We start from the raw sequence: 11,875 nt of genomic DNA on the forward strand, positions 1-11,875 counted from the left end.
GCGTTACTTTTCGACGATGGCGGTAATGCCCAATCCACCCGCCGCACAGATCGAGATCAGGCCGCGGCCACCACCGCGTTCATGGATCGCCTTGGCCAGCGCCGCCAATTGCCGACCGCCAGTGGCCGCGAACGGATGGCCGCAGCCCAGTGAGCCACCGTTGACGTTCATCTTGCTGCGCTCGATGGTGCCCAAGGGCGTCTCAAGGCCGAGCCGCTCGCGGCAATATTCAGGGTCTTCCCACGCTTTGAGCGTACACAGCACCTGGGCGGCAAACGCTTCGTGTATCTCGAATAAATCAAAGTCGGCAAAACTCAAGCCTTCCCGTTGCAACATGCGCGGCACGGCGTAGGCCGGTGCCATCAGCAGGCCCTCGGTGCCGTCGACAAAATTTACCGCCGCCGTCTCACCCGTGCGCAAGTAGGCCAGCACCGGCCAGCCATTGGCGGTGGCCCATTCTTCACTGGCAAGCAGCACCACCGAAGCGCCATCGGTCAAGGGCGTGGAGTTGCCGGCAGTGAGGGTGCCGTTCTGGCGGTCGAATACCGGCGACAGGCCCGCCAGTTTCTCCAGGCTGATATCGGCACGCAGGTTATTGTCGCGGGCCAGGCCGCGATGGGGACTGATCAGGTCGTCGAAAAAACCGCGGTTGTAGGCCGCGTCCAATCGTTGGTGGCTGGTAAGGGTCAACTCGTCCTGGGCCAGGCGCTTGATCTGCCAGCGCTTGGCCATTTCTTCGCAGTGTTCGCCCATGGACAGCCCCGTACGCGGCTCGCCATTGCGCGGCAGCAGCGGCTTGAACAACATCGACGGGCGCACGTTGAGGAGTTGCTTGAGCTTGTCGCCCATGCCCTTGGCGCGATTGGCCGCAAGCAAGGTATGGCGCAAGGATTCGTTGATGCCGATAGGCGCGTCGGAGGTGGTGTCGGCGCCACCGGCAATGCCGACTTCGATCTGGCCCAGAGCGATTTTATTCGCCACCAGCAGCGCAGCTTCAAGCCCGGTGCCGCAGGCTTGCTGCACATCATAGGCCGGGGTTTGCGGCGACAGTGTGGTGGACAACAGCGCTTCACGGGCCAGGTTGAAATCCCGCGAATGCTTGATCACTGCCCCGGCGGCAAATTCGCCCAGGCGTTGGCCATGCAGGTTGTAACGGTCGACCAGGCCCTGGAGAGCGGCGACCAGCAGATCCTGGTTGCTGTCATGGGCATACACCGTGTTGGAGCGAGCAAACGGAATGCGATTGCCGCCGATAATCGCCACGCGGCGAGTTGGCGCCGGGTTGAAGCTGTAGTCACTCATCACTGGTTCTCTTTCCAAATAAATAGCCCGCGCATATGGGGTTTGTCCCCGGCGAAATTGCGCACTTCGAACTCACGGCGTGGGCCAGTCACCGGGTGGCTCCACAGGGCGACCTGGCCAGGCAGGAAAATCGGCAACTTGAAATCGCAATGCGCTTGCGCCTGCTCCAGGCCACCGGGCGGTTGTTGCGCCGCCAATGCACGGCCCAGCGTCCACATGCCATGGGCGATGGCACGGCGAAAACCAAAAAGCCTGGCCCCAATGACCGAGGTGTGAATCGGATTGAAATCCCCCGAGACCTTGGCAAAGCGTCGCCCCAGGTCGGCGGGAAGCACCCAGCGCTGGGTGCGCAACAAGCCTTCCTCCTGCAATGGCAATGGGTCATTCCATGGCTCACCCACGGGGTTGTTGACGTTACGGCGCAGGTACAGGCTGTCGCTTTCCCACACCAGCGCGCCCGCACTGAAGGCACGGGTGGCGATACTCAATGCCTGCCCCTTGGGATGGGCGACCCAGCGCTCGCAGTACACCTCCACGCGCAACGCCTGGCCCTGGTGCAGGCGCTGGTGCTGACGAATACGATTGGCCAGATGCACCATGCCGCTGGCCGGGTACGGGAAGCTTGGCCGGGTCAGCAGCATCAAGTGCAAGGGAAAGGCCAATACATGGGGGTAGGACAGCGGCACGCCCTGTTCGGGACGAAAGCCACAGGCCCGTGCGTAAGCGGCGATACCCGCGGGGGAAAGCGCCACCGCAGCGCGCACCAGGCACGCCGTGGGTAACAGCGGCGCACCGTCGAGCTTGGGCTTGCGCATAGCGCGCATACCGTCGAGCAGCAACTGCGTGCGCGACGGCGGCGGGTCGATAATCTGCGTCACATAGTCCATCGCTTCAGGCTCCCAACAGGCTTTGGCCACACACTCGCACGACCTGGCCATTCACTCCGCCCGACGCAGGATGAGCGAGCCAGGCGATAGTCTCGGCCACATCAATAGGCTGCCCGCCCTGAGACAATGAATTCATGCGCCGCCCCGCCTCACGGATCATCAACGGGATCTTCGCGGTCATCTGGGTCTCGATAAAGCCGGGCGCCACCGCATTCACTGTGACCTGCCGGGCCGCCGCACGCGGTGCCAGACCTTGCACCAGGCCAATCACGCCCGCCTTGGAGGTGGCATAGTTGCTTTGCCCCAGGTTGCCGGCAATCCCTGAAATCGACGACACGCAGATGATGCGCCCACCGGCGTTTATGCCCTGGTTGTCGAGCAAGGCTTCACTGAGCTGCAACGGTGCCTGCAGGTTGACCGCCATCACGCTGCGCCAGGCGGCTTCGGTCATCTTGGCGATGGTCTTGTCACGGGTGATCCCGGCGTTGTGCACCACCACATCAAAGCCACCGTATTGGCTGACATGGGCTTGCAACAGCGCGGCGGTGTCGGCGGCGGTGATGTCCAGGGGCAACGACGACCCGCCGACGCTGGCGGCGGCCTGTTGCAAAGCTTGCTGGGCCTGGGGCACGTCCACGCACACCACATGGGCGCCGTCACGCGCCAGCACCTGGGCGATGGCCAGGCCGATGCCTCGGGAAGCACCGGTGACCAAGGCACGGCGACCGGCGAAGGGTTTGTCCCAATTGACGGTGGTGCTGCCATCCACAGGTTTTTCCAGGCGCACCACCTGCCCCGAGACATAGGCAGAGCGGCGTGAGAGGAAGAAGCGCAAACTGCTGTCCAATGCCTCCTCGGCACCCGGCGCCACATACAACAATTGTACGGTGATCGCCCGACGCAGCTCCTTGGCCAGCGAGCGCACCAAGCCCTCCAGAGCACGCTGAGCGATGGCCTGGGGCAAGTCCTTGCTGTGTTCCGGCGCAGTGCCGAGCACCACCACTCGGCCATGTTGACCGAGGCGCTTGGCGTTGGCGTGGAAGAACAGGTAGAGCTCGTCCAACTGTTGCAGATCGACCACGCCACTGGCATCAAACACTGCGCCTTGCACCTTGACCGTGGACGGCGCCTTGAGGGTTGCCGCCGTGGCGGCGACGGTGTCGGTGGCGCTGAAAATACGCTGCACCGACGCCGCCAGGCACCCTGCCCCGGCGATGATCACCGGGTTGGCCAGCCCGGCCTGGCCGCTGCGATGACGCTGCAGCGCCAAGGGTTGCGGCAAGCCAATAGCCTGGGCCAGGCGACGGCCCCAGGGGGAGTTGACGAATGAAAGGTAGTTGTCACTCATGGTAAGCACTCACTCACGCCACACATTTGCCTTGTAAACCCAATCAAATGTGGGAGGGGGCAAGCCCCCTCCCACACTGTCAATTCACCGGGGCGTTTTCGCTTTGGCTGCTGCGCCGTTTGGCGGCCGGTTCGAGCGCCTGCTTGCGCTGCTGCAACGCCTCCAGCAAACCAAAATCCTGGGGGAAGTCATCCACCTGGATACCGTGATCGGCGTATTCCACATAGCGGCCCAGCAAGGCGTCCTCGTCGTCGCTGATCAAGTCCAGCGCCCGCGCCTTGACGCGCCATTCGGTAAAGGCCGTGGCCGAAATCGGCAGCGGGCCAAGCAAACCTTGCTTGATGGCGGGTTTAAGCCGAGCCTCGATCGACTCCACCTGTGGCAGTAAACGAAAGCCCAATTCGCCGTAGGCCAGCTTGTCGATTTCCGGGCGCGGGATGTAGGAATTGGCCAGCAAGCGGTCGCGGGTTTCCCCAGGGGTTTGCACCACATCGGCCACTTGCGCCAACAGACGATCCGACGGTTTGTGCAGGGGAATGCCAAACGGAAAACTCAACGCGCGCACCACCGTCGCCGCTGGTTTCGACGGGTAGTTGTCGAGCACCTCAGCCAAGGCTTCATAGGCGCGCAGCAACGCGTCCTGCGCCGCCCAATGCACCAGCGGCAGATCTGCCTGGGGCCGGCCGTCGTCCTCGAAACGCTTGAGTACGCACGACAGGATGTACAGCTGCGACAGAATATCCCCCAAACGCCCGGTGATACTTTCCTTGCGCTTGAGGGCCCCCCCGAGCACGCCCATGGAAATGTCCGAGATCAACGCCAGCACCACCGACAGCCGATTGGCCTGACGGTAGTAGGACGCCAGCGCCGGGTCGGTCTTGGCAGGCGCGGCAAGCAGGCGCCCGCCAGTCAGGGAATGCACCGCTGCGCGGACGGTGTTGGCCAGTACAAAACTCACATGGCCGAACATCGCGCTGTCGAAGTCTTCCAGCGCCTTGCGCCGGTCCGGGTTGCGCGCCGCTTCCATTTCGCGCAACACATAGGGGTGGCAACGAATCAGGCCCTGGCCAAAGATGATCAGGCAGCGGGTCATGATGTTGGCGCCTTCCACCGTAATGGCGATGGGGCTTTGCTGATAGGCACGGGCGAGGAAGTTATTGGGCCCCATGCAGATGCCCTTGCCGGCGACAATGTCCATGCCGTCGTTGACGATGATGCGCGCGCGCTCAGTGACGTGGTATTTGGCAATGGCTGAGATCACTGAAGGTTTCTCACCGGCATCCAGGGACGCTACCGACACCTTGCGCACCGCATCGCAGGCATACAGGTGCCCGGCCATGCGCGCCAACGGAGCCTGCACCCCTTCGAACTTGCCGATGGGCAAGCCGAACTGCTTGCGCATCGCCGCATAGGCTGTAGTGCCGCGCACGGCGACTTTACCCAGGCCAACGTTAGCCGAAGGCAGGGAAATAGCCCGGCCCGCGGCCAGGCACTCCATCAACATGCGCCAGCCGTTACCGACTTGTTCACGGCCGCCAATCACCCACTCCAGTGGAATGAATACGTCCTTGCCGGTGGTAGGACCGTTCTGGAACACCGCATTCAGCGGCCAGTGACGACGACCGCTGTTCACCCCTGGATGAGAAGTCGGGATCAGCGCACAGGTAATACCCAGGGAACCGGCCGCGCCAAGCAGGCCGTCCGGGTCTTCGGCGCGAAATGCCAGGCCCAATACCGTGGCAATCGGGCCAAGGGTGATGTAACGCTTGTCCCAGGTCACTTTGAAACCCAGCACTTCTTCGCCTTCGTGCAAACCTTTGCAGACAATGCCCAGGTCCGGGATCGCACCCGCATCAGAGCCGGCATACGGGCTGGTCAAGGCAAAACACGGGATGTCTTCGCCCCGCGCCAGGCGCGGCAGGTAGTAATTGCGCTGGGCGTCGGTGCCGTAATGCAGCAGCAATTCGGCCGGGCCCAGGGAGTTGGGCACCATCACCGAAATCGCCGCCGCCGAGCAGCGAGTCGACAGCTTCATCACCACCTGGGAGTGGGCGTAGTGGGAGAAGCCTTTGCCTCCGTACTGCTTGGGAATAATCATGCCGAGGAACCCGGCGTCCTTGGTGTATTGCCAGCCTTCGGGGGACATGTCCTGCCAGACTTGGGTGGTTTCCCAGTCGTTGGCAATGTCGCACAGGGTTTCGACCTCATTGTCGAGAAAGGCTTGCTCCTCCGCACTCAGGCTGGCCGGCGCGGCTTGCAACAGGCGCTGCCAGTTGGGCTTGCCGCTGAACAGCTCGGCATCCCACCACACAGTGCCGGACTCGATGGCCGCACGCTCGGTGTCGGACATCGCCGGCATGATCGTGCGAAACAGGCCTAGGGCCTTGCTGGTCAACAGCGTGCGGCGCAGGGGTTTGAGCGCCAGCACCAGGGCCGGCAACACCACCAGTACCGCCGCGACGGCGGTGCCCAGGCCGGCCACGACGTTGAACAGGTAACCCGCTGCCAGCCAAACCAGGCCAGTGACCAGCCACAGGGTAGCGGCGGCTTGTCGATACGCCAGGGCAATCGCTGCTGCGAAACCCACCAATAACCAGATAAGCATAGGGATACCTCTACTTGATTCGAGATGTGGCCAAAGCACAGGCAGGTCGAGCTGCGCGGCGGCGTAAAACCACACTACAAACTTGAATGATTAAATTCAAATTTTGTTTTGAAATTTTTATTTAGTCATTGAGCGCAATAATTTGAGGCCGAACGAAGGCCTCAAAACAGTTATCAAAATCGTTGAGCAGCGAGCACCAGATGCTCTGGTACTCGCTGTCAGGATGGGCTCAGAACTTGTACGTGGCTGACAGGCTGACAATATCGCCTGAGGACTCGGCCTTGCCGTCAAGCCTGCCACCGCCCAGTCGGTCTACGTTCTGGGTCTTGATGTTGACCTTCTCGACAAATTGATGCGAGTACGCGGCGTCCAGAGTCAAGCCAGGAACGGCTTTGATATCGTAGCCCGCACCCAAAGAGAGAAAGTAACGGTCACCGTCAGGAATACGCGGATCGCGCGTCGAATTGCGGGTTGGCGTTTGGTCATAGGCCACACCAGCGCGCAAGGTCAGCTCGTCCGTTGCCTTGAAATCTCCCCCCACCGAGTACATCCACGCATCTTTGTAGTTATAGGGAATGGCGACGATAGTCGAACCCTGAGACTTGAGCGTGAGGTCCTTGAAGGACGACCACTGGGTCCACATGGCGCTGAGACCCAAGGTCCAGCGGTCGTTGAACTGGTGCACCCAGTCGAGCGCCGCGGTGGCTGGAATATCCAACTGAGTACTGGCATGGGCGCCACCGGGGTACAGCGTCAGGCCCGGATAAGCCGTTTCGACCAGCGTCTTGCCGTTACCGAAGATCGTATCGTCAGTCATCAGGCCATTGTTCAAGGCATCAGCCCGGACGCTGTATTTGCCTGTCAGCTTGTTTTTGATTTTGGCGTGATAGTTAAGGCCCAGCGAGTCTCGATCAGTCGGCTTCCAGACAACACCGGTAAACCAGCCAGTGGAGATGTTATCGACCTTCACCCGCATCAGCGCGGTGCCGACGCCCGCCGGAAATGCCCCGTTACCCAAGCCTGGTGAGACTGACGCGGCCGAAAACAGGTCAACATTCTGGCTGACGAAGCCTTGACTGCGCTGAACGATAAGGCCCCCGCCGATGGAGAAGTCGTCACGCACCTTGAAGGATAAGGAGCCCGTCAGACCGACGGTCTCGATTTTGGTGTCCACGGCGAAGTCGCGAAACTTGGAGTTTTCATTCCAGGTGGTGCGCATACCTTGCGGCACGACCTGACTGAGGCCGAATGCAAAGCGGTCACCGATTGGAATAACGAGGAAGCCGGTAGGCAACCAGGCGGTGAAACCACCCTGGCCGCCATCGTTGTTATTGAGTGCTGCAGTGCTGGGGTCAAAGCTGCCATCAGGCATTACCGCCGTATTACTGACCGGGTTACCGGTGTAATCATAGGCTTGGCCGCTGTATTTGATTTTGACCCGAGCATAGTCAACGGTCTGTTGAACCACGGACTGGTCGACGAACGCCATGGCCGCCGGGTTGTTGTAGGCAGAGCTTGGATCATTCTTGAACAGAGAGCCGCCGCCGAATGCCCGGCCCCAGCCTGGAGCACCATAAGTCGGCGTGGAGAAACCACCCGCCTGCGCGGGCGCAGTCGTCATCAAGCCTCCCAATATTGCCAGCCCCAGCAGTGTTTGAGCCTGTTGTTTCTTACTGATCATGCGGCACTCCTTATTATTATGCGCTCCCGGCATGGCCGGCTTTCCACGACAGCCGGCACCTCTGGCGAGGTACCGGCCTTTCAGCGGGTGATCAACCCTTTATTCTGCAATAAGCAGCCGTTATGGATTGACGGTCAGGCCAGCAGCAGTAGTGGTCAGCGAAACCACGTTGCAGCCACCGCTCAGAGCCTGGTTGGCAGCTGTAAGCGTGTGAGTCGCAGCATTCCAGGCCACGCTGATAGTGGATGGACCGCAGTCGGTACCTGGGATTACGATGGTCTTTTTAATGGTGTAACCAACGTTCTCTACTTGGCCGGTAGTGCCCGACAAGGCCGTCAGCTTCCAGCCTGGCGACGGGATGCTTTTCAAGGTGGGCAATGCACACAGGCCACCGCCGGTCAGCGAGGCATTGTTGATAGTCGCAACGCCGCCGCTGACATTGCCGCTGAAGGTAATGCCACAGGTCACAGAGCCCCCGAACGACGACGGTGACTGCACCACGATGGAGCCTGCGGTCGTGGTGAAAGGGCCTTCCGGGCTGATTGAAGCCGCATTGGCCATCGAAGCAGCACCCATGCAAACAGCCAGGGCAGTCAACGACACGAGAGTTTTCAAGCTTTTCATTGTTTTTCCTCACATGTTATGGCGATTCATTTCGCCAGGGATAATGGCCATGATCGAGAGGTCACGGTGAAACTGCAGAACTTCCCTTTCCAGCCAAATTTCAATGCATTTACCGCTGCAACAGTTGGAACGGTTTATTCGACCACTTTGAAGTTGGGCGGCATCTTGATGGATACCGTGTTGATCTTGCAGTCTTCGCCAATAGCAACATTGGCGGCTTCCAACTTGCCGGTGGCGTTATCCCAAGTACCGTCGGCGGTTGAAGGGCCGCACTTGCCGCCCAGGCCAAAGGCGTGCACATCGACGCTGATCCTGGACATCGAGCCACTCTTTGTATCTTTGGCGACCAGCACCCAGGGCAAATTGATCGCTTCGACACGGCTGCATTTGAGGCCACCGTCAAACTCGACTTTATCGACATTCACCGATGAGCCATCGGCCGCGACCTTGCCGGCCACCTTGATCGTGCAGTCGGCGCTGATCAGCTTGCCTTTGGAAAAGCTGATGGGCCCTTGAGCCGTGAAGGCACTGCCAGCAGGTTCGATACGGGCAGCCTGGGCCTGGTGATAAACAATCAGGCCCATCGCTGCCAGCAGGATATGGGCGGTGAACTTGGCAGAACTTTGCATGGTGTACGTCCTTCCCTTGAAATTATTTTTGTAGGGTCAAACCACGTTCTTGCACCTGATACTGGGGGCGACAAGGACCTGCGCGATACACAGATCCCGAGTACGCACGTACTGCTTACTTCATTTCAAAACGGCTTGGCGCTGTTGCTGTACTTCTCCAGATACTTCAAACGCTGTGACGGTTGAAGATTGGTCAGGGTGATATCCCCGGCATAATGATTGAGTACCCGATGGTCCATACGACGTCGCCACAGGTAAGGCACATAGGCCCAGACAATCATGCTCGCGTAACCATACGGAAGTTGCGGTGACTCATCGAAGTGGCGCAACGACTGATAACTGCGCGTGGGGTTGGCATGGTGATCGGAATGCCGCTGAAGTTGGAACAGGAAGATATTGGTGACAATCCGGTTACTGTTCCATGAATGGCGCGGCGAGCAGCGTTCGTAACGGCCATTGGGCAACTTCTGGCGCTTGAGGCCGTAATGCTCGACGTAGTTCACCACTTCCAGCAACGAGAACCCGTAGATGCCCTGGATGATCAGGAACGGAATCACCGCCGCGCCCAACCAGGCAATCATCGCGCCCCACAACACCACGCTGTACATCCAGGCACTTAGCACGGCGTTCTTCCAGTGCAAGGCCGGCAAACCGAGTTTGCGCAGGCGTTCGCGTTCCAGGTTCCAGGCCGACACGGCGCTGAACCACACCGAACGCGGCAGGAATGCCCAAAAACTTTCCCCCAACCGCGAGCTGGCGGGATCTTCCGGGGTGGCGACCCGAACGTGATGGCCGCGGTTATGTTCGGTGTAGAAGTGCCCGTAGAACGTCGGCGCCAGGGTGACCTTGGCCAGGAACACTTCCAGGGGCTTGGGTTTGTGCCCCAGTTCATGGGCGGTGTTGATCGCGATGCCCGTGGCAGCGCCGGTGGACATTGCCATACCCAGGTAAGTGAACACGCTGATGTGGCCATGCAGTTCAGTGCGTGCGGTGACGAATGCAGCAGCCTTGGCCAGCCAGCTCGACGGCTCAAGTGTGGCCGTGGCGTTCAGCAGGCCGCCGTTGATGATCCAGTCGATGCCACCGGCGGCCAGCCAGCCGGTGATAATCACTGAAGAGATCACAAACAGCACGCCGGTGTAGACGATCCAGCGATAGTAACGTTGGGATTCAAGGTTGCTGACGGCAGATTCAGGCGGGTTGCTGACATCTTCGCCGAGCAGGCCGTCGATCAGGGGGATCAAGCCGAAGATCACCAGCACACCCACCCACCACAATTGCTGTACACCGGTGCCGATCGCCAGGGCGCCGGAGAGCAAGGGGGTTGCCAGTGGCATGATGCCGAGCCACCACAGGTGGCGCTTACCGTCGGTCCAGACGTGCGGGGCGGCCAGGGTCTGATTCATGGCATCCTCCGTACACATCCGGTGTGCATTGGGGCAGCAAACAGGTTTACGGAGCGCTGACTGCCCCGAGAAATCAACCATGCGATAAAAGGCGTTTTTTTCATTATTTTATTCGCTCTTAGGCATTTCAAAAATAATTTCAAATTACACATTGAAATAATTTTTTTAAATAAATAGCGCGGAATCGTTAGGTCGTCAACTAGTTTCTCCAGCCCTTTTTACCGTGACCGGGCAGTCTCTTTTTCAGCCGTCTGATCAGGCGTCTAGGACAGGCATCAACGCCTTTGAACCGCGAGTCGGGTGCACCCTTATCTACTCGCCAGGGCCTTGGGAGGGTGCAACAGCCGGATGCCTGCCCCGGGCCTGACGCGCTTGGCGACCTGCTCCACCAGCGCCACCACTCGCTCTGTCGCGGTGATCGGCAACATATGCCCACAGCCTTCGACCACTTGCATTTTCAGCCCTGGCACCTTGCTCGCCAGGGCCTGGCCGTGTTTCTGAAAGTCGAGCACCTTGTCGCGGGTGCCATAGATCAGCCCGATGGGCAAGGTCAGTTGCGGGTAGCGCTTGACCATGTCGGGCAGGTGGTCGTTGACCCGGTTGATTTCGGTGGACGCGGCATAGAAGTTGTCCGGACGCATGCCCAGCAGCCCGCCGCCCCGGGTGGCGAAGTCCGGCGGTGCGGCATCGGGGGCGAAGACGCCTTTGACCACCGCATTTTTACTCAGCAGGCCTACGGGCATCGTCAGGGTGTGGGCCATCCAGCGTCGCAGCCAGGCCGGGCGCACCGATAATGACAGGAACACCAGCGGCAACATGCGTTGCGGGTGAGTCAAAGGCGCTACCAGTACCAACCCGGATACCGCATGGGGATGGTCGAGGGCCAGCGCCAGAGCAACCGCGCCACCCAGGGAATGGCCCAGCACCAAAGGCTTGCCCAGGTCGAGCGTGTCGATAAAGGCCGCGATTTGTCGGGCCTGGCCCGGTAAGTCTGCGGCCGTGCCGCGGTGTCGGCTGGAATAGCCTGACCCCGGCCGGTCAAGGGTGATCACGCGAAAATGCTCACGCAACTGACCGGACAAGGCATACGTGAGGTTACGGCTGCTGCCCATCAGCCCGTGGATCATCACCAGCGGCGGGCCCTTGCCCTCTTCGACATAATGAAAGCGCTCGCCATCCACCTCGACGAAACGCCCGTTGATCGGAACCCGCGCTTCAATGCGCCGCGTCATCCAGGCACTCAAGCCCCATAACGCCACGCTGGCGCCGGCCAGCACACCCGCAGCGACAACCCATTCCACAGCCATAGCTCGGTCCTCTGCTTCCCTGCTGCTGGCGACCCGACCGGAATTGATCAGGGCCTCAGCCATCGTCCACCCCTTGGACCTGGACG

At 60.5% G+C, this 11,875-nt stretch carries 9 protein-coding genes; all 9 read right to left on the reverse strand.

Features of this window, described 5'->3' with window-relative positions; genetic code table 11:
• Positions 1-3: 3 nt before the first annotated feature.
• Entirely contained in the window at positions 4-1,302 is a 1,299-nt protein-coding gene (locus LJX92_RS14420) for an acetyl-CoA C-acetyltransferase (RefSeq protein WP_078821204.1), read from the reverse strand.
• Positions 1,302-2,189: a MaoC/PaaZ C-terminal domain-containing protein gene (locus LJX92_RS14425; RefSeq protein WP_032880814.1), complete on the reverse strand. Its 888-nt coding sequence runs from the start codon at positions 2,187-2,189 to the stop codon at positions 1,302-1,304. The genes LJX92_RS14420 and LJX92_RS14425 overlap by 1 nt, the downstream gene beginning before the upstream one ends.
• 4 nt (positions 2,190-2,193) lie before the next feature.
• A complete protein-coding gene (locus tag LJX92_RS14430; protein ID WP_228308459.1) occupies positions 2,194-3,537 on the reverse strand; it encodes a 3-oxoacyl-ACP reductase in 1,344 nt (447 codons plus the stop codon).
• Between the two features lie 79 nt (positions 3,538-3,616).
• The gene (locus LJX92_RS14435) at positions 3,617-6,142 is read right to left on the reverse strand and encodes an acyl-CoA dehydrogenase (RefSeq protein ID WP_228308460.1); all 2,526 of its coding nucleotides are present in this window, start codon (positions 6,140-6,142) and stop codon (positions 3,617-3,619) included.
• A 229-nt stretch (positions 6,143-6,371) separates the two neighbouring features.
• The gene (locus tag LJX92_RS14440; protein WP_228308461.1) at positions 6,372-7,823 is read right to left on the reverse strand and encodes an outer membrane protein transport protein; all 1,452 of its coding nucleotides are present in this window, start codon (positions 7,821-7,823) and stop codon (positions 6,372-6,374) included.
• Positions 7,824-7,943: 120 nt separating this feature from the next.
• The gene (gene praB, locus LJX92_RS14445; protein ID WP_228308462.1) at positions 7,944-8,447 is read right to left on the reverse strand and encodes an alkane oxidation protein activator PraB; all 504 of its coding nucleotides are present in this window, start codon (positions 8,445-8,447) and stop codon (positions 7,944-7,946) included.
• A gap of 134 nt (positions 8,448-8,581) precedes the next feature.
• Complete coding sequence (gene praA, locus LJX92_RS14450) at positions 8,582-9,076, reverse strand: alkane oxidation protein activator PraA (RefSeq protein ID WP_078821199.1); 495 nt, start codon at positions 9,074-9,076, stop codon at positions 8,582-8,584.
• 125 nt (positions 9,077-9,201) lie between these two features.
• The gene (locus LJX92_RS14455) at positions 9,202-10,482 is read right to left on the reverse strand and encodes an alkane 1-monooxygenase (RefSeq protein WP_005787821.1); all 1,281 of its coding nucleotides are present in this window, start codon (positions 10,480-10,482) and stop codon (positions 9,202-9,204) included.
• A gap of 308 nt (positions 10,483-10,790) precedes the next feature.
• Positions 10,791-11,789 carry an alpha/beta fold hydrolase gene (locus LJX92_RS14460; protein ID WP_228308463.1) on the reverse strand — a complete coding sequence of 333 codons (999 nt, stop codon included), beginning with the start codon at positions 11,787-11,789 and terminating at the stop codon, positions 10,791-10,793.
• Positions 11,790-11,875 lie beyond the last annotated feature (86 nt).

Origin of the sequence: Pseudomonas sp. HN8-3 (assembly GCF_020790195.1) — a bacterium.
GTDB lineage: Bacteria > Pseudomonadota > Gammaproteobacteria > Pseudomonadales > Pseudomonadaceae > Aquipseudomonas > Aquipseudomonas synxantha_A.